14 protein-coding genes are annotated in these 19,171 nt (G+C 38.7%); 6 read left to right on the top strand and 8 right to left on the bottom strand.

The features are described from left to right. Positions 1 to 47: 47 nt before the first annotated feature. On the bottom strand, positions 48 to 1,289 hold the full coding sequence (gene sstT, locus QP437_RS02090; RefSeq protein WP_285266777.1) for a serine/threonine transporter SstT: 1,242 nt from the start codon (positions 1,287 to 1,289) through the stop codon (positions 48 to 50). A 273-nt stretch (positions 1,290 to 1,562) separates the two neighbouring features. Here sstT and QP437_RS02085 point away from each other — a divergent pair, with 273 nt between their 5' ends. Continuing rightward, the gene (locus tag QP437_RS02085; protein ID WP_075915980.1) at positions 1,563 to 2,012 is read left to right on the top strand and encodes a LexA family transcriptional regulator; all 450 of its coding nucleotides are present in this window, start codon (positions 1,563 to 1,565) and stop codon (positions 2,010 to 2,012) included. Between the two features lie 79 nt (positions 2,013 to 2,091). Here QP437_RS02085 and QP437_RS02080 read toward each other — a convergent pair whose 3' ends face one another. The 4 genes from QP437_RS02080 to aceE all read right to left on the bottom strand — a co-directional run bounded on the left by QP437_RS02080 (position 2,092) and on the right by aceE (position 8,977). After that, complete coding sequence (locus tag QP437_RS02080) at positions 2,092 to 2,643, bottom strand: NlpC/P60 family protein (RefSeq protein ID WP_054418623.1); 552 nt, start codon at positions 2,641 to 2,643, stop codon at positions 2,092 to 2,094. Between the two features lie 163 nt (positions 2,644 to 2,806). Then, positions 2,807 to 4,231, bottom strand: coding sequence for a dihydrolipoyl dehydrogenase (lpdA, locus tag QP437_RS02075; protein ID WP_285266776.1), 1,425 nt, complete (start codon positions 4,229 to 4,231; stop codon positions 2,807 to 2,809). 92 nt (positions 4,232 to 4,323) lie between these two features. Further along, positions 4,324 to 6,222 carry a pyruvate dehydrogenase complex dihydrolipoyllysine-residue acetyltransferase gene (gene aceF, locus QP437_RS02070; protein WP_285266775.1) on the bottom strand — a complete coding sequence of 633 codons (1,899 nt, stop codon included), beginning with the start codon at positions 6,220 to 6,222 and terminating at the stop codon, positions 4,324 to 4,326. A gap of 88 nt (positions 6,223 to 6,310) precedes the next feature. After that, a complete protein-coding gene (gene aceE / locus QP437_RS02065) occupies positions 6,311 to 8,977 on the bottom strand; it encodes a pyruvate dehydrogenase (acetyl-transferring), homodimeric type (RefSeq protein WP_285266774.1) in 2,667 nt (888 codons plus the stop codon). A gap of 308 nt (positions 8,978 to 9,285) precedes the next feature. Here aceE and mgsA point away from each other — a divergent pair, with 308 nt between their 5' ends. After that, entirely contained in the window at positions 9,286 to 9,744 is a 459-nt protein-coding gene (gene mgsA, locus QP437_RS02060) for a methylglyoxal synthase (protein WP_285266773.1), read from the top strand. A gap of 73 nt (positions 9,745 to 9,817) precedes the next feature. Here the strand turns inward: mgsA and QP437_RS02055 are convergent, their stop codons facing one another. Then, positions 9,818 to 11,320: a YdgA family protein gene (locus QP437_RS02055; RefSeq protein ID WP_285266772.1), complete on the bottom strand. Its 1,503-nt coding sequence runs from the start codon at positions 11,318 to 11,320 to the stop codon at positions 9,818 to 9,820. Positions 11,321 to 11,589: 269 nt separating this feature from the next. Between QP437_RS02055 and dnaK the strand changes: the two genes are divergently transcribed. From dnaK to dnaJ, 4 genes are all read left to right on the top strand, one after another. After that, complete coding sequence (dnaK, locus tag QP437_RS02050) at positions 11,590 to 13,491, top strand: molecular chaperone DnaK (RefSeq protein WP_054418609.1); 1,902 nt, start codon at positions 11,590 to 11,592, stop codon at positions 13,489 to 13,491. A gap of 120 nt (positions 13,492 to 13,611) precedes the next feature. Next, complete coding sequence (locus QP437_RS02045) at positions 13,612 to 14,010, top strand: GyrI-like domain-containing protein (protein WP_054418607.1); 399 nt, start codon at positions 13,612 to 13,614, stop codon at positions 14,008 to 14,010. A gap of 75 nt (positions 14,011 to 14,085) precedes the next feature. Beyond that, complete coding sequence (locus QP437_RS02040; RefSeq protein ID WP_285266771.1) at positions 14,086 to 15,354, top strand: O-acetylhomoserine aminocarboxypropyltransferase/cysteine synthase family protein; 1,269 nt, start codon at positions 14,086 to 14,088, stop codon at positions 15,352 to 15,354. Positions 15,355 to 15,605: 251 nt separating this feature from the next. Then, a complete protein-coding gene (gene dnaJ / locus QP437_RS02035) occupies positions 15,606 to 16,742 on the top strand; it encodes a molecular chaperone DnaJ (RefSeq protein WP_111315473.1) in 1,137 nt (378 codons plus the stop codon). A 100-nt stretch (positions 16,743 to 16,842) separates the two neighbouring features. Here the strand turns inward: dnaJ and QP437_RS02030 are convergent, their stop codons facing one another. Both QP437_RS02030 and QP437_RS02025 read right to left on the bottom strand, forming a co-directional pair. Then, on the bottom strand, positions 16,843 to 18,171 hold the full coding sequence (locus QP437_RS02030) for an L-cystine transporter (protein ID WP_285266770.1): 1,329 nt from the start codon (positions 18,169 to 18,171) through the stop codon (positions 16,843 to 16,845). A 476-nt stretch (positions 18,172 to 18,647) separates the two neighbouring features. Next, entirely contained in the window at positions 18,648 to 19,142 is a 495-nt protein-coding gene (locus tag QP437_RS02025; protein ID WP_285266769.1) for a hypothetical protein, read from the bottom strand. Positions 19,143 to 19,171 lie beyond the last annotated feature (29 nt).

The raw sequence follows: 19,171 nt of genomic DNA, 5'->3' as shown, positions 1-19,171 counted from the left end.
TAAAAACAAAAGGCGAGCAATTTGCCCGCCTTGTCAGATTAATTTAATTAACCGTTTTTACGCTTTTCTTCCATACATACTGCCGCAGTAAATAATACGTCAGTTGAAGAGTTTAGCGCGGTTTCTGTTGAGTCTTGTAAGATACCAATCACAAAACCTACACCGATCATTTGTGCCGCGATGTCATCACTGATACCAAATAAGCTACAAGCTAATGGGATTAATAATAATGAACCACCTGCCACACCAGAAGCACCACATGCACAAAGCGCTGCCACAATACTTAATAACACCGCACTGATGAAAGATACTTCGATGCCTAATGTATGAACAGCTGCTAAGGTTAATACAGTAATTGTAATTGCCGCACCTGCCATATTGATATTTGCACCTAATGGAATTGCCACAGAATAGGTTTCTTCATCAAGATTTAAGCGTTTTGCTAATTCAATGTTTACAGGAATGTTTGCTGCAGAACTACGTGTAAAGAATGCCGTTACACCACTTTCGCGTACACAAGTCCAAACTAATGGATATGGGTTACGACGGATTTTCCAATAAACGAGAATTGGGTTTAGCACAAATGCAGTGAATAACATTGTACCGATTAACACGAATAGTAAGTGTACATATCCACCTAACGCCGCTAATCCTCTGTCAGATAAAGTTTCAGCCACTAAACCGAATACACCGAAAGGCGCAAAAGAAATAATGATATGAACAATTTTAGAAATGCCTTCTGCAAAATCAGCCACCACTTGTTTAGTTGCATCAGAAGCATGACGAAGTGCTAAACCTAAACCGATAGACCATGCTAATACACCGATAAAGTTTGCTTTGAAAATCGCATTTAATGGGTTATCCACCACATTCAATACTAAAGCAAGCATTACTTGGCCAACTGATTGAGGCGCAGAGCTCGCATCTTCTTTTACCGCAAGCGCCACCTCTGACGGGAATGCCATACTTGCAATTACCGCAGCAACAGCGGCTAAGAAGGTTCCCACAAGATAAAGCACAACAATTTCTTTCATGTTGCTTTTAGAGCCCACTTTCTTATTAGCGAGCGCAGCCATAACAAGGAAGAAAATCAAAATTGGTGCAACTGCACGCAATGCTTTAACGAAAATTTGACCCAGCACGCCAAAGCTAGATGCAAGATCAATGCCTGATGAATTCTTAACACTCTCATTCACCAATGCAACAAGGATCCCGAGTACCAAACCAACGGCAATTCGTTTTACCAAATTACCTTGGAAAAGAAAATGAAATAAACGTGATGTATTCATAATAATTTTAAATAAAGATTAAGTTGAACTTCAGATCGTTACGATCCACCGAAACAGAGTAAAGATAGCTTAAATTTTGTTTAAAAGAAAATTTTTTCTTTATTATTTTGCTAAAAAATTGAACTTTTTAAGCTAGGAATGAATTTTTTCTAAAATTTTCGCCTATAAAAAAATTTTTTCTATGCCCTATTGACACACTGTATCTAACCACAGTATATTACACCTGTATAAACAACCACTGATTAAAAACTCATTAACTAAAAGGAACACAAGATGATGAACTACGCAAATACAGTTGCACAAAATGATATGACGTTTTCTTATCATCCTATGCCATTTTTCAATGATGTTGAAAGTAAATCGACATTTAATAAAAAATTAGATCTCAACCTTTATTGCATCAAACGTCCACAACAAACTTGCTTTATTCGTGTTACCAATCCGAATATGCTTGCTTGGGGAATTGAAATGGGTGATATGTTAGTGGTTGAAAAAAATGACAGCCTTTTCATCGGTGATCTTGTAGTATTGGAAAAACAAGATGAATTCCATATTTATGAATTTGCCGGTGTAAGCGGTAATGAATTTGTATTCATGGCATTAGATTCCAAAGTGGAGAATATTAAAACAACACAATGGACAAGCCTACCATTGGTTGGAACAGTAACAAATACCATCCACCAAATGAAACCAAGAAGAGATTTAATGAAATTTGCGGCTTAATCCAATAAACAGATAATCTACGCAAAGAAAAAGTGCGGTTAATTTTAACCGCACTTTTTGTTGAAATAAAAAATTGTTATTACATCACTCGACGTGATTGTGTGTAAGTTCTTGCCCAGTAATCTTCATCTAATGAACTAATTGTTACACCTTGGCTTGAACTTGCATGCATAAATTGGTTGTTACCAATATAAACGCCTACATGGTTATTTCGACGGAAGAATACTAAATCGCCTTTACGTAATTCATGTTTTTGGATTTGGCGACCTAAATAGCGTTGTTCTGAAGTTGTACGAGGAAGTTCCACACCATAAGCATCAAGGAAAGCGGTTTGCATAAATGCAGAACAGTCAATACCACGTTTTGTGCTTCCGCCCATTCTATAACGTGTACCACCCCATTCGTTATAAACTTGAGCAAGTGCTTTATCACCAATTAAACCAGATTTAGGACGGTTTGTTCTTAATTTAGGGTGAAGTCCACCTTGTTTCCCATCTAAACCTGCAATTAACCCCGTTAGCTCCGCATCATCGCTCTCTGTAATGACTCCATTATGAGCCTGCCTAGAGCCATTAGAACAGGCTGTTGTCAACACTGCCAATCCTACAATAATCAAAATCTTCTTTAACATAGCTTTTAAATAATAAAAAAATATAAAAACAAAACTGTTCGGATTTTATCAAAAAGTCATTTTGACCGCCAGTTTTTATTGAATTTTTATGCAATTTTGTGAGTTATCTCTCAAAAAATAAAGGCCACTCATTCGAGTAGCCTTTATGGAAGATTTCAATCAATTATTTTTTCTTCGCTTTTGCGTTTGGAAGGTCAGTAATTGAACCTTCAAACACTTCAGCCGCAAGACCAACAGATTCGTGAAGTGTTGGGTGAGCATGGATGGTTAATGCGATATCTTCTGCATCACAACCCATTTCGATCGCAAGACCGATTTCACCTAATAATTCACCACCGTTAGAACCAACGATTGCCCCACCAAGTACTCGGTGAGTATCTTTATCGAAGATTAATTTAGTCATACCTTCAGCACATTCTGAAGCAATCGCACGACCTGAAGCTGCCCAAGGGAATTTAGCCACTTCGTAGTTTAAACCTTCTTGCTTACATTCTTTCTCAGTTTTACCTACCCAAGCCACTTCTGGTTCAGTATAAGCAATAGAAGGAATAACTTTTGGATCAAAGTAATGTTTTTTCCCTGCGATCACTTCCGCCGCAACGTGACCTTCGTGAACACCTTTATGTGCTAACATTGGTTGGCCAACGATATCACCGATTGCAAAGATGTGAGGCACATTGGTACGCATTTGTTTATCAACATGAATGAAACCACGCTCATCCACTTCAACACCGGCTTTACCTGCATCGATCAATTTACCATTTGGTGTACGACCGATTGCAACTAATACTGCATCATAACGTTTAGTATCGTTGCATGCTTTGCCTTCCATTGAAACATAGATACCATCATCTTTTGCTTCAACTGCAGTCACTTTAGTTTCAAGCATTAACTTGAATTTTTTCTCAACTTGTTTGGTATAAATACCCACCACATCTTTATCTGCTGCTGGAATTACTTGGTCAAACATTTCAACCACTTCAACTTCAGAACCTAATGCATCATATACGGTACCCATCTCTAAACCGATGATACCACCGCCCATGATTAAGAGTTTTTTCGGTACTTCTTTTAATTTAAGTGCATCCGTTGAATCCCAAACGCGTGGATCTTCATGTGGAATGAATGGTAATTGAATTGGGCGAGAACCCGCTGCGATAATCGCATTGTCAAATTTAATTGTGGTTGGTTTACCATCACGATCACGAGCCACTAATGTGTGCGGATCAGTAAACGCCGCTAAACCTTCAACAACGGTTACTTTACGTTGTTTAGCCATACCTGCAAGACCGCTAGTTAATTTCGCCACAACTGCTTCTTTACCTGCGCGTACTTCATCTAAATCAATGCGAGGCTCTGCGAAATACACACCATTTTTGCTTGCATGTTTCGCTTCTTCAATTACTTTCGCTACGTGAAGTAATGCTTTAGAAGGGATACAACCTACGTTTAAACATACCCCACCTAATGTTGAATAACGTTCAACAAGTACTGTTTCTAAACCTAAGTCCGCACAACGGAATGCCGCTGAATAACCTGCAGGACCAGCACCAAGTACCACAACTTGGGTTTTAATTTCTTTACTCATTTTTACCTCGTAAAAACGTTCAAATTTTTGACCGCACTTTGCGATCCTTTCTGTAAGATGTGAGCCTAATCACTCACATCTTACCGCGTTAATTACATCACTAAGCGACGTAAGTCAGCTAATACGCCATTGATATAGCTTAAGAAACGAGCACCATCAGCACCATCGATCACACGGTGGTCGAAAGATAATGATAATGGAAGCATTAAGCGTGGCTCAAATTCTTTACCATTCCATACTGGTAGCATTTCTGATTTAGATACACCTAAGATTGCTACTTCTGGTGCATTTACGATTGGTGTAAAGTGAGTTGTACCAATACCACCTAAGCTTGAAATGGTGAAACAACCACCTTGCATATCAGAACCTGAAAGTTTACCGTCACGTGCTTTTTTGGAGACTTCCATTAATTCACGAGAAAGTTCGATAATACCTTTTTTGTTCACGTTTTTAAATACAGGTACAACGAGACCGTTTGGTGTATCTACCGCTACGCCAATGTTGATGTATTTTTTAAGTGTTAATTTTTGTCCGTCTTCAGAGATAGAGCTATTGAAACGTGGGAACGCTTCTAATGCTTTCGCTACCGCTTTCATAATGAACACAACTGGTGTAATTTTCACATCCAATTTTTGTTTTTCAACAATCTTATTCTGTTCTTTACGGAATGCTTCTAAATCGGTGATATCTGTGCGATCAAAGTGAGTAACATGTGGAATCATTACCCAGTTACGATGTAAGTTCGCACCAGAGATTTTGTTGATACGGCTTAATTCAACTTCTTCTACTTCACCAAATTTGCTGAAATCAACTTTCGGCCATGGTAATAAGCCTAAGCCTGCGCCGTTTGCCACACCATTACCCGCTGCTGCAGAAGATACAGTGCCTGTTTCAAACGCTTTAACAGCGGTTTTTACGTAAGCTTGGATATCTTCTTTCACGACACGACCTTTACGACCGGTACCTTTTACGCGATCAAGGTTGATTCCATATTCACGCGCTAAACGACGAATCACTGGAGTTGCATGTGCATAGCCTGCGCTTGCGACAACTTGTTCTTGGCTTAAGCCAGATACATTACCTGATTGTGCTGCCGGCGATGCTGCAGGTGCTGCTTGAGGAGCAGGAGCTGCTGCCGCTGGAGCCGCTGCTGGAGCGGGTGCTGCACCTGCCACTTCAAATTTCATAATTAATGAACCAGTTGAAACTTTATCACCTGATTTCACTAAAATTTCTTTTACCACACCCGCAAATGGAGCTGGCACTTCCATTGAGGCTTTATCGCCTTCAACGGTGATTAAAGATTGCTCTTCAGAAACGCTGTCACCAACGGCAACCATGATTTCAGTTACGTTAACTTCATCGCCACCGATATCAGGTACATTCACTTCTTTAATCGCTGAAGCTGTCGGTGCTGCTGCAGGTGCCGAAGCTTGTTGAGCAGGCGCTGCGGCTGGTGCTGCACCTGCCACTTCAAATTTCATGATTAATTTGCCAGTAACAACTTTATCGCCCACGTTGATTAAAATTTCTTTTACTACGCCAGCAACAGGAGCAGGCACTTCCATTGAAGCTTTATCACCTTCAACATTGATGATTGATTGGTCAACTTCAACGGTATCGCCTACTTTCACCATAATATCAGTCACATTTACTTCGTCTGAACCGATATCGGGTACATTCACTTCAACGACACTTGCAGCTGTTGGTGCGGCTGCCGGTGCAGGTGCTGCTGCAGCAGGAGCAGGCGCTGCCGCATCCGCTGACTCTAAAACAAGCATTGGTGTGCCAGTTGTGACTTTATCACCCACTTTTACTAATACTTCTTTTACCACACCAGCTTCTGGTGCTGGTACTTCCATTGAAGCTTTATCACCTTCAACATTGATAATACTTTGATCAGCAGTAATGGTATCACCTACTTTCACCATCACTTCTGTTACGGTAACTTCATCACTACCGATATCAGGAATTTGAATTTGTTTTGACATGTTATCTTACCTTTAAAAAACGCAGTTAAAATCAACCGCACTTTATTTGTAGATGCTCCTGTGTGCTCTCACACACAGGATGTTTTTATTAAGCGTAAAGCGGATTTAAAATTTCAGTTTTTAAACCAAATTTCGCGATTGCATCAGCCACCACTTTCGCATCAAATTTGCCTTGTTTTGCAAGCTCATGTAATGCTGCAACCACAACATAACGTGCATCCACTTCAAAGTGTTCACGTAAGTTTTCACGGCTGTCTGAACGACCGAAACCGTCAGTACCTAATACGTGATAGCTTTGTGCTGGGATGAATGCACGAACTTGTTCTGCAAATAATTTCATGTAGTCAGTTGCTGCAACAGCTGGAGCATCGTTCATTACTTGTGCAATGTAAGGTACGCGTGGTGTTTCTGTTGGGTGTAACATATTCCAACGTACTGCATCCGCACCTTCACGAGCCACTTCAGTGAATGAAGGCACGCTATATACATCTGAGCTTACGCCATATTCATTTGCAAGGATTTGTGCTGCTTCACGAACGTGACGGAAGATCGCACCAGAACCTAATAATTGAACATGACCTTTGTTGCCTTTCGCTTCAACGGTTTCAAATTTATAAAGACCTTTACGAATACCCTCTTCTGCGCCTTTTGGCATTGCTGGTTGTTCGTAAGTTTCGTTTAATGTGGTGATGTAGTAGAACACATCTTCTTGTTTTTCACCGTACATACGGTTGATACCGTCTTGTAGGATAACTGCCACTTCATAAACGTAAGCAGGATCATAAGATACACAGTTAGGAATAACAAGAGATTGAATATGGCTGTGACCATCTTCGTGTTGTAAACCTTCACCATTTAATGTTGTACGGCCAGAAGTACCACCGATCATGAAACCACGTGCTAATTGGTCACCTGCTGCCCACATTAAGTCACCCACACGTTGGAAACCAAACATTGAGTAGTAGATGAAGAATGGAATCATCGGAAGGTTATTTACAGAATATGAGTTCGCTGCTGCTAACCAAGATGATGCCGCACCTAATTCATTGATACCTTCTTGTAATACTTGACCATCTTTCGCTTCACGGTAATAAGCCACTAAATCACGGTCAGAAGGCACATAGTTTTGACCATGTGGGTTGTAAATACCGATTTGACGGAATAAACCTTCCATACCGAAAGTACGTGCTTCGTCAGCAATAATTGGCACAATTTGTTTACCAATGTTCTTATCTTTCAATAAGGTATTTAAGAAGCGAACAAATGCCATTGTGGTTGAAATTGGACGCGCTTGCTCTTCCAACAATGGGGCAAACTCTTCTAATGCTGGCACTTTAAATTCAGTGGTGAATTTTGGTAAACGTTTTGGTAAATAACCGTTTAACGCTTTACGTCTGCCGTGAAGATAATTATACTCTTCCGAACCTTCTGGGAAGGTGATGTATGGATAGTTAGGAATATCTTCATCTTTAATATCTAATTGGAAATGATCGCGGAAAGATTTTAAGCTTTCAAGTGACATTTTTTTCGATTGGTGTGCAGTGTTTTTACTTTCTGCTTCAGGAATTTTATAACCTTTAACCATGTGCGCTAAAATCACAACAGGTTTGCCCGCAGTTTGCGCTTTCTGGAATGCCGCATAAAGTTTTTCTGAGTCGTGACCACCACGTCTTAATGCCCAGATTTCATCATCTGTCATATCAGCCACTAATGCAGCGGTTTCTGGATAACGACCGAAGAAGTGTTCACGAACGTATGCACCATCTTTAGATTTGAAGGTTAAGTAATCACCATCAAGCACTTCCATCATTAATTGGGTTAATTTACCGGAAGTATCTTTAGCGAATAATTTATCCCAGTTAGAACCCCACATAACTTTGATTACTTCCCAACCGGCACCAGCAAATAAACCTTCTAATTCTTGAACGATTTTGCCGTTACCCGTTACTGGACCATCTAAACGTTGCAAGTTACAGCTTACAACGAAGATTAAGTTATCTAAGCCTTCACGTGCGGCGAATGTTAAATCACCTTTTGCTTCGATTTCGTCCATCTCACCGTCACCAAGGAAAGCATACACTTTTTGATCTTTGGTGTCTTTTAAACCACGGTTATCTAAGTATTTTAAGAAACGAGCAGTACGGATTGCATTTACCGGGCCTAACCCCATAGATACGGTAGAGAATTGCCAAAATTCAGGCATTAATTTCGGGTGTGGGTAAGAAGAAAGGCCTTTACCTGGTTCACATTCCTGACGGAAATTATTCATTTGATCTTCAGTAATACGACCTTCAACAAATGCACGAGCATACATACCTGGTGCTGCGTGGCCTTGGAAGAAGACTAAGTCACCGCCGTTTTTATCAGTCGCCGCTTTGAAGAAGTGGTTAAAACAAACTTCATACATACTTGCTGCAGATTGATAAGTTGAAATGTGACCACCTAATTCAAGATCTTTTTTCTGGCCACGTAATACCGCCATGATCGCATTCCAACGTACAGCACTACGAATACGACGCTCAATAGCTTTATCACCTGGGTATGCTGGCTGCTCAGAAAGTGGGATGGTATTAACATAAGGGGTTGTTACGCCACCTTTTGCAATGTTCACGCCACCATTACGTGCCTGATCAATCACCTGATTGATGATGTAATGCGCACGCTCTGCGCCTTCTGCACGAATTAATGAATCAACAGCTGACAACCAATCCTGTGTTTCAATTGGGTCAATATCGTTTACTAAGGTATCTGACATAGTCTTTCCTTATTTTACTGAGTGAAAATGAAGTTTGGTCATAGCCAAACACGAAAATCAAGCTTGTTAATCAATGTTACAAACATTTAACAAATCCTGTAAATTTTAGAAGATTTTTTGCAAGAAAGATAGTAGATTTTCACCGTTCTCATGCATTTCTTCCTGTTATTGCAATAGTCTTCATTAAAAGTGCGGTCATTTTTAAAAGATTTTTAGGTTTAAGTTAAAGCATACTTTATATATTGCATTCCCTACCCGCTTTGATCTAAAGTGCTCACATACTTTTTTAGCTTTTTAGAGGATAAAATATGAACACGACAACTCGCCCAATCTTTTCTCATAAACGAATAGCGCTCGTTGCACATGATAGCTGTAAACAAAACTTGCTCAATTGGGTAAAGAAACATAAAGAAGCTCTCGCTCCCCATCAACTTTATGCAACAGGTACAACTGGCCATCTATTATCTAGAGAAACGGGACTTGAAATAGCCTCATTATTAAGTGGCCCGATGGGAGGAGATCAACAACTTGGCGGACTAATTGCTGAGAAAAAAATTGATATGCTGATTTTCTTTTGGGATCCGATGAATGCCGCGCCACATGATCCCGATGTAAAAGCCTTAATGCGTATTGCAACCGTTTGGAATATTTCGGTGGCGATTAATCAAAGCACCGCTGATTTTCTTTTAACATCAAGCTTATTTGAGCAAGAAATCAATATTGATATCCCCGATTATGACGGGTATTTAAAGGCACGTTTAGATTAAAACTCAAATAATCTCAACCTAATAAAAAAGGAGATAAATCACTTTATCTCCTTTCTAATTATTTCGTTGTTAATTACCGGCCCTGTGCCGCAGCTCCCATCATTAGCATAAATAACACGCCTTGAACTTGCTCTTCAGGAATCACTTGACCATTAAGTTTTAGTTCGCCCTTTTCAAGCACTAAGTTAAGCGTCACATTTTTATCATTATTCACCACAATATTTTGTGCTGCCGCTTGTTTAGCTTGCTCTTCAATTTGTGCTTTAATCAACGCTTTATCTTCTTCTGGATCTAATTGTGTCATAAGTTTTTCTACAGCTGCTTTATCCACATGAATATTCACTGCAAAATCTGTAAACTGTTTATATAAACTCCCCGCCATTAAATCAAATTTCGGATCTTTCGCTAACGCCACATTTAAATCTAATGAGACTTTACCCTGGCTATTTGAAATTGAAATAGGGTTGAGTTTAAATTGAGGTTGATTATTAAAAATAGCCATACCATGATTTTCAACCCATGAGCTTAAAATTTCAGAGACCATTTCCTGATTAGCATTTTCATCATCACTGACTGATTTGAAAGCAGTGAAAAATGCTTCAATCAATGCATTAGCTGCATTTGCTTCAATATGGTTTAATTCGCTATTGTTAGTTAGTTTTCCAAAATCCTTCCCATCAATAACTATCGAGTCTACCGTATTTTCACCTTTAAGATTCAAAAAATCACCATTAAGTGAAATATCAGATGTTCCTTTAGTCCCCTTGTAAATAATAGAAACCGTATCGTCTAAAGAATTAGTGTTAGTCATTTCGATACTTTCAGCTGAAGAAACGCTTTTTCCCGTATAAATATAAGCCCACTTGGTTGGGTTGAATGAGGTTTCAAATTTCAAGCCTTTCATTTTCATTGTTACTGATTTGGGCATAACAACATCTTTGCTCTCTTCTATTTCAATATTATCAAAGTTTGAATTGAAGCTTATTTCATCTGAAACCAGATCATATTTACCCGCACGATCTTTATCAACATCAAAACCTATATTGATATTTGACCAAGCTAATTTATTTTGTGGAGAATTTGGATCTGTCACTTCCCCAGCAGCTAGTTCAACTTTACCTTTTGTTGCTAAGCTATAGCTAGTAGAGGCTTGATATTGAACTGGCTTATCTGATTTAAGTAAATCAAATAAAGGTTGGGTTGTTTCATTTTTACCAATCACACCTTGTGCTGAAAACATAGTTGGAACAAAGTTGAATTTTTCTAGCTGATTAAGCGGAAATGGGCCATGATAAAGTTTAGTTGAAAGGGGAATAGTGAATACTTTCCCTTCTTTAGGTAAAGAAATAACCACTTCATCTTCTACTTGAGAGGTAAAGAAACCGCGTTCAAACTGTTTATTTTGATAAACAACTTTAAATGAATCAGATAAGCCTAAAGCTTGAGCTTGTTTATTTGCTAATTCAATTTGGCGTAAATATTCAGTTTGTGCTTTTTCCCCGGTAAACCAAGCCCCACCGACACCTACCGCACCGAGAGCCACAATCACACCTAATGCTACGACTGATTTTTTCATTTCGATTCCTTTGTTAAATTAATAGATGATTAAAATTGTCGACAATTTACCACAAAACACAAATTTTTTCTTATTTTTTCAAAATAATTTTATATTTCCCCCTTGAACTTTGTTCATCTGGACTTATTTTGTGAAACAAGAACGGAAATGACCGCACTTTAAAAGGAAGAAAAAATTTAAATCTTGCCTCTTGAAATGCGGAAAAGTATCCACATCTTATTCATCGTAATGATTTACAACGAATTTAAAATTTACTTAGGAGTAACAAAATGGGAAAAATTATTGGTATTGACTTAGGTACAACAAACTCTTGTGTGGCAGTAATGGATGGTGATAAACCACGCGTAATCGAAAACGCAGAAGGTGATCGCACTACTCCGTCAATTATTGCTTATACAAATGACAACGAAATTTTAGTGGGTCAACCGGCAAAACGCCAAGCAGTGACCAACCCGAAAAATACATTATTTGCAATTAAACGTTTAATCGGTCGTCGTTTTGAAGATGCTGAAGTAAAACGTGATATCGACATTATGCCATTTGAAATCACCAAAGCAGACAACGGTGATGCATGGGTAAATGTAAAAGGTGACAAACTTGCGCCTCCACAAATCTCTGCAGAAGTATTGAAAAAAATGAAGAAAACTGCAGAAGATTTCTTGGGTGAGCCAGTAACTGAAGCAGTAATCACTGTTCCCGCATACTTTAACGATGCTCAACGTCAAGCAACAAAAGATGCAGGTCGTATCGCAGGCTTAGAAGTTAAACGTATTATCAACGAACCAACCGCAGCAGCATTAGCTTACGGTTTAGATAAAGGTCAAGGCAACAAAACTATCGCTGTTTATGACTTAGGTGGTGGTACATTCGACTTATCTATCATCGAAATTGATGAAGTAGGTGGCGAAAAAACCTTTGAAGTATTAGCAACCAACGGTGATACTCACTTAGGTGGTGAAGACTTCGATAACCGTGTAATCAACTACTTAGTGGATGAGTTCAAAAAAGAACAAGGTGTTGATTTACGTAATGACCCACTTGCAATGCAACGTTTAAAAGAAGCAGGTGAAAAAGCGAAAATTGAACTTTCATCTGCACAACAAACTGATGTGAACTTACCTTACATCACTGCAGATGCAACAGGTCCTAAACACTTAAACATCAAATTAACTCGCGCTAAATTAGAATCTTTAGTAGAAGATTTAGTGGCGAAATCACTTGAACCTGTAAAAGTTGCATTAAACGATGCTGGCTTAAGTGCATCACAAATTGATGATGTTATCCTAGTGGGCGGTCAAACCCGTATGCCATTAGTACAACAAAAAGTAGAAGAATTCTTCGGTAAAGCACCTCGTAAAGACGTGAACCCGGATGAAGCAGTTGCTATCGGTGCTGCAGTTCAAGGTGGTGTATTAGCGGGTGATGTAACTGATGTCTTATTGTTAGACGTAACACCATTATCTTTAGGTATCGAAACCATGGGTGGTGTGATGACTACCTTAATTGAGAAAAACACGACGATTCCAACTAAAAAATCACAAGTGTTCTCAACTGCAGAAGATAACCAAAGTGCAGTAACCATTCACGTATTACAAGGTGAACGTAAACAAGCATCTGCGAATAAATCTTTAGGCCAATTCAACCTTGAAGGCATTAACCCAGCTCCACGCGGTATGCCACAAATTGAAGTAACCTTCGACATCGACGCTGACGGTATTATCCACGTTTCTGCGAAAGATAAAGGTACTGGCAAAGAACAACAAATCACCATCAAAGCCTCTTCAGGTTTAAGTGATGAAGAAATTCAAAAAATGGTTCGTGATGCAGAAGCAAACGCTGAAGCAGACCGTAAATTTGAAGAATTAGTACAAGCTCGCAACCAAGCAGATCACCTTGTACACAGCACACGTAAACAATTAGAAGAAGCGGGTGATAAAGTTCCAGCTGAAGATCGTGCAGCAATTGAAAGCGCATTAAGCGATTTAGAAACTGCAGCGAAAGGCGAAGATAAAGCAGCAATCGAAGCTAAACTTCAAGCACTTGCAGAAGTGGCTCAAAAACTTGCTCAAGCTGCACAACCACAAGCTGATGCACAACAAGCTCAAAGCAACAGCAAACCAAATGATGATGTTGTTGATGCTGAGTTTGAAGAAGTGAAAGATAACAAATAATTTCACTTGAACCAAAATTAAAGGGCGTAGCAATACGCCCTTTTAGCATATTCATTAAATGCCGTTTTTCCTGACTTTATTTAAAAAAGTGAAGTCAGGAAAAATAAACTAGGAGGATAAATGGCGTTAAAACTCTACCCAATCGTACAACAACGCTTAAATAACAACATAGCAAATGAGATAATCTCAACCCTTTGGCAAAACAATTTCGACAAACTACCACAAGGTCACTGTTGTTATGGTATCTATTTTAATTATGCTACGAATTACCAAGCAGACTATGATTTTGCGATTGCAAGTGAGGTTGTATTAGAAACAGATATCCCGGTGATTGAAATTGAAGATTTGAGTTTCTACGAAGTTTTTCATTGCAAAGTAGATGAAATTTATCAAACATGGCAACTGATCTGGGAAAAAGAACAACAAGGTTTACTTAAGCGGGCTTATTCGGTAGATTTTGAAAAATACCACCCTGATGGTTTGGTAGAAATTTATATCGCTGTTGAACCTCATTGCTAAACTCAAAGTGCATAAAATTTTATAAAAAACGACCGCACTTTATCCCCAAAACAAACACAACTAAAGGAAAAAACAATGAAATTCGAAACGAAATGCCTCCATGCTGGCTATAGCCCTAAAAACGGTGAGCCACGTGTTCAACCTATCGTGCAAAGCACAACTTATACCTACGATTCTGCAGAAGAAATTGGCAAATTATTTGATTTACAAGCAGCAGGTTATTTCTATACTCGCCTAGCAAACCCAACGACAAATGCCGCGGAAGAAAAAATCACGGCACTTGAAGGTGGCGTGGCAACAATGTGTACAGCTTCTGGTCAATCTGCGGTTTTCTATGCGATGTTGAATATTTTAGAAGCAGGCGATCATTTCATTTCCTCTTCTTATGTGTATGGCGGTTCCTACAATTTATTTGCCCACACATTCAAAAAAATGGGGATTGAAGTGACTTTTGTAGATCAAGATTTACCACTTGAAGAACTCAAAAAAGCAATCCGTCCAAATACAAAAGCGGTCTTTGCTGAAACCATTGCAAACCCCGCTTTACGTGTGTTAGATATTGAAAAATTTGCTGCCTTAGCGAAAACTGCAGAGGCGCCATTATTAGTTGATAACACCTTCGCTACCCCCTATTTTTGTCGTCCAATCGAATTTGGCGCGAATGTGGTCATTCACAGCACATCTAAATATTTAGATGGTCATGCTATTGCCCTTGGTGGTGCAATTACAGACGGTGGTAACTTTAATTGGAATAACGGTAAATATCCGCAACTAAGCACACCTGACCAAACTTATCATGGTTTAGTTTATACAGAAACCTTTGGTCCTGCAGCTTACATTGTCAAAGCGCGTGTTCAATTAATGCGTGATTTAGGTGCAACGCCTGCCCCACAAAATAGTTTCTTATTGAATGTCGGTATGGAAACCCTTGCACTTCGTATGCAACGTCATTATGAAAATGCACAGGCCGTAGCCGAGTTTTTAGAAAAACATCCGCAAGTCGCTAAAGTGAATTACCCTGGCTTACCAAGCTCACCAGATTACGCTCTCAAACAAAAATATTTACCTAACGGTTTGTGTGGTGTCATTTCCTTTGAGATTAAAGGTGGCAAAGAAACCGCGGCAAAATGGTTAAACGCGTTACAAATGACCTCACGTGAAGTACACGTAGCCGATATTCGTACTTGTGCGTTACATCCAGCGACTTCAACACATCGCCAATTAAGTGAAGCTGAACTAGAACAAGCTGGTATTTCTGCAGGGCTTATTCGTCTTTCTTGCGGTATTGAAAATATTCAAGATATTTTAGCTGACTTAGAGCAAGCATTCGCTGCAGCGAAATAAGTATTATAAGGCAGGCAAATTGCCTGCCACTTTAAATAGAGAGATAAAAGCGTTCAGCTTATCGCTTATTTTTATTTGTTTACTTATCTTAATAGTAAGCAAACAAAAACAAGTATAAATTAACGTATTTACCCTTGATATTTCTGCCTTCGGCATCATTTTTATTGTTAGGTATGTTGTTAATGCAGTACCACACAATAACAAAATAAAATTTTTTAAATTTATATTTTTAAACGGAAAACGAAAACATTATGGCAAAGAAAGATTATTACGACGTTCTTGGTGTTGAACGTGGCGCAGATGAAAAAGCAATTAAACGTGCTTACAAAAAACTCGCCATGCAATATCACCCTGATAGAACCAAAGGTGATAAAGCCAAAGAAGAAAAATTTAAAGAAATCCAAGAAGCCTATGAAATCTTAGGCGATAAAGAAAAACGTGCGGCTTACGATCAATACGGTCACGCAGCCTTCGAACAAGGTGGCATGGGAGGCGGTGGCTTCGGTGGCGGATTCAGCGGCGCTGATTTCGGTGATATTTTTGGTGATATGTTCGGCGATATCTTCGGCGGTGGCGGACGTGGTCGTCAGCGCGTAGTGCGTGGTGAAGATTTACGTTATGACATCCAAATTACGTTAGAAGAAGCCGTAAAAGGTACAACCAAAGACATCCAAATCAATACGCTTGCTCACTGTGATAGCTGTGATGGCTCTGGTGCAGAAAAAGGATCAAAAGTTGAAACATGTCCAAGCTGTCATGGTTCTGGTCGTGTTCGTCGTCAACAAGGCTTCTTCGTAACTGAAGCGGTTTGTCCGACTTGTCATGGTTCTGGTAAGAAAATTGAAAAACCATGTAAAAGCTGCCATGGCGAAGGTCGTGTTCACAAGAAGAAAAACCTTTCCGTTAAAATCCCAGCAGGTGTGGATACCGGCAACCAATTACGTTTAAGCGGTGAAGGCGCAGCGGGTGAAAATGGCGCGCCAGCAGGCGATTTATATGTGGTGATTCACGTTAAAGAACATCATATCTTTGAACGTGATGGAAACAACCTCTACTGCGAAGTGCCAATCAGTTTCTCAATGGCAGCGTTAGGGGGTGAAATTGAGGTCCCAACCTTAGACGGTAAAGTGAAACTCAAAATTCCTGCGGAAACCCAAACAGGCAAACTCTTCCGTATGCGTGGTAAAGGGGTAACCTCTACACGTAGCGGCTACGCAGGTGATCTCATTTGTCGCGTGGTGATTGAAACACCAGTCAACTTAAATAAAGAACAAAAAGAATTATTAGAAAAACTGGAAGAAAGTTTGAAAGGGCAAAAATCTCATAGCCCGAAATCTTCAAGCTTTTTAGACGGTGTGAAGAAATTCTTTGATAACTTAGGTAAGTAAGCCTAAACAGAAAGTGCGGTCAATTTTAAAACTATTTTGAAATTGACTGCACTTTTTTATTGATAAAAAAGGACCTATCCATGGGTCCTTTTTCTCTCTATTATTCTTTAAGCTTTAACCATTTGCTGGACAATGTTCCGGCTGTCATTGCACCATTCACATTCAGTGCTGTTCGTCCCATATCAATTAATGGTTCAATTGAAATCAATAAACCGACTAATTCTAACGGGAGATTTAAAGTCGATAACACCACAATCGCAGCAAAGGTTGCGCCACCACCCACTCCAGCAATACCGAAAGAGGAAATCGCTACCACTAATACTAATGTTGCAATATAGCTCACCGTAAATGGATCAACACCCACCGTTGGTGCCACCATTACCGCTAGCATCGCAGGATAAATCCCCGCACAACCATTCTGTCCGATTGTTGCCCCAAAGGTAGCAGAAAAGTTTGCTACAACAGGATTATTACCCAGTTTATCTGTTTGAGTTTCAATGTTTAATGGAATACTCGCCGCACTTGAACGAGAGGTAAAGGCGAAACTCAATGTTGGCAATGCTTTTTTGAAGTAAGTGATTGGGTTAATACCAGATAAACCAAGTAATACGCCATGCACAATAAACATCAAGATAATCGCAATATAGGATGCAACAATAAAGCTACCTAAATTCAGAATATCTTCCCATTTTGATGTAGCCGCCATTTTAATCATTAACGCAAACACACCGTAAGGAGTTAAACGAATGACAAAGCGCACTAAACGCATGACTAATTTATTTAATGTATCAACCCCTTGTGCGATACGATCACCGAGTGATTGATCTTCTTTGCGTAAACTTAATGCTGCTACACCTAAAAAGGCAGAGAAAATCACGGTACTAATAATCGAGGTTGGATTTGCTCCGGTTAATTCTGCAAATGGATTTTTAGGAATAAAGGAAATCAACATCGCTGGAATAGAAAGGTTGCTGACTTGGTCAACTCGTCCTACAACTTTCGCCTGTGCTGCTAATTCACGCTCACCTGCCACTAAGTCTTCTGCAGTTAAACCAAATACTTGTACCATAATGATACCGATTAATGCGGCGATAGCGGTGGTGACTAAAAGCACAGAAAGTACGCTAAAACTGATTTTGCCTAATGAGCCGGCTTGATTTAAACGCGTAATCGCAGAAAGGATCGACACAAACACCAACGGCATTACAATCATTTGGAGTAAGCGAACATAGCCACCGCCGACTAAATTGATCCAATCTAAGGCTGTTTTCACGGTTTCTTGCTCACCTAAGGATTGTAGCAATGCACCGCCTACAAGCCCTAATAACAAACCAACAAATACCGTTTGACCTAATTTTTGTGTGCTACGATAGAGATAATTGAGCCCTAAAAGCACTGCAACAAAAAGTACTAAAGTAAGAAATAACATTTTTGTTCCTTAAGAAGTTGATAACTAAGTCTATTTAATGGTTTTTATCAAAGGAAATAAAATGTTTTTTAGGAATGAGATATAACTAAATGGAATTTAGTAAAAATGTTACTCTATCCGTAATTATTTTAGCTATAAAAGAGTGAAGAACAGCATTTAATTCTTATTTTAGTATGAAGATAAGTATTACAAGTTTATCTCATCATATTAATTAGTTATAGTAATCATAGAGACTTATAATGAAACGAAGAGTGCCCAGTAAGATTCTATTATAACATTTAGATGCCTCAGAAACTTTTCATTAGCATTCCAATTTAGAGTCAATAACTCTATATCTTTCCCCTATTTAGTTTCACTAGCCAAATGATATTTGAAACAGTAAAGAGTAAGCCAGTAATTAGGATAATAAAAATTAAATGGCAAAAAAGCATAATGGAAAAGATGAGCGATTAAGAAACCTAATCGCCAATTCATCTTTAATTAGACTTCTTAAATCTTTTAATAAAATCTCTCAATTTTAAGACATTTTCAAAAACAAATTTATGAAATAGAAATAACCATAGCATAAACTCAGCGACTGAATAAGAGATATCCCCCTTCTCCCCTATAAAAAAGCCAGAGATATCGTCAAACATACTTCCTCTAATAGAGTTTGATAGACCCTCTATAATTTTAGTATCAGGCATAATTAAAACGATAAATATTAAAATGGAAAATACCACACTTATAACAAACTCAAAAATATCATACACTATACCATTGTTATTATTATAGAAATGAAAACAAAGAAAACAATACAACACAATAACTACTAAACACAAAAACCAAGCACCACATGGAAGTAACAATAAAGGAAAAACAATACTAATAAAAAGACGTATTCCAGATATAATATTTCCATTATAAATTTTATCACCCTGTTCAAGCAAAGCTAAAAACATAGATTTAATAGATTTAATACAATTAATCACAAGAAACCCCCATTCAGTTTTAAACTTAA

It is taken from the genome of Haemophilus sp. UMB1048 (genome assembly GCF_030218125.1).
In the GTDB taxonomy this organism is placed as follows: Bacteria; Pseudomonadota; Gammaproteobacteria; order Enterobacterales; family Pasteurellaceae; genus Haemophilus_D.
Note: the sequence above shows the minus strand (reverse complement) of the source record. Positions and strands in the feature narration are given on the sequence as shown.

What these genes read in the sequence shown, in the direction of transcription:
- dnaJ (WP_111315473.1), top strand. Translation starts at nt 15,606, where the DNA reads ATGGCAAAGAAAGATTATTACGACGTTCTTGGTGTTGAACGTGGCGCA.
- aceE (WP_285266774.1), bottom strand. Translation starts at nt 8,977, where the DNA reads ATGTCAGATACCTTAGTAAACGATATTGACCCAATTGAAACACAGGAT.
- QP437_RS02045 (WP_054418607.1), top strand. Translation starts at nt 13,612, where the DNA reads ATGGCGTTAAAACTCTACCCAATCGTACAACAACGCTTAAATAACAAC.
- lpdA (WP_285266776.1), bottom strand. Translation starts at nt 4,231, where the DNA reads ATGAGTAAAGAAATTAAAACCCAAGTTGTGGTACTTGGTGCTGGTCCT.
- sstT (WP_285266777.1), bottom strand. Translation starts at nt 1,289, where the DNA reads ATGAATACATCACGTTTATTTCATTTTCTTTTCCAAGGTAATTTGGTA.
- mgsA (WP_285266773.1), top strand. Translation starts at nt 9,286, where the DNA reads ATGAACACGACAACTCGCCCAATCTTTTCTCATAAACGAATAGCGCTC.
- QP437_RS02030 (WP_285266770.1), bottom strand. Translation starts at nt 18,171, where the DNA reads ATGTTATTTCTTACTTTAGTACTTTTTGTTGCAGTGCTTTTAGGGCTC.
- QP437_RS02080 (WP_054418623.1), bottom strand. Translation starts at nt 2,643, where the DNA reads ATGTTAAAGAAGATTTTGATTATTGTAGGATTGGCAGTGTTGACAACA.
- QP437_RS02040 (WP_285266771.1), top strand. Translation starts at nt 14,086, where the DNA reads ATGAAATTCGAAACGAAATGCCTCCATGCTGGCTATAGCCCTAAAAAC.
- dnaK (WP_054418609.1), top strand. Translation starts at nt 11,590, where the DNA reads ATGGGAAAAATTATTGGTATTGACTTAGGTACAACAAACTCTTGTGTG.
- aceF (WP_285266775.1), bottom strand. Translation starts at nt 6,222, where the DNA reads ATGTCAAAACAAATTCAAATTCCTGATATCGGTAGTGATGAAGTTACC.
- QP437_RS02085 (WP_075915980.1), top strand. Translation starts at nt 1,563, where the DNA reads ATGATGAACTACGCAAATACAGTTGCACAAAATGATATGACGTTTTCT.
- QP437_RS02055 (WP_285266772.1), bottom strand. Translation starts at nt 11,320, where the DNA reads ATGAAAAAATCAGTCGTAGCATTAGGTGTGATTGTGGCTCTCGGTGCG.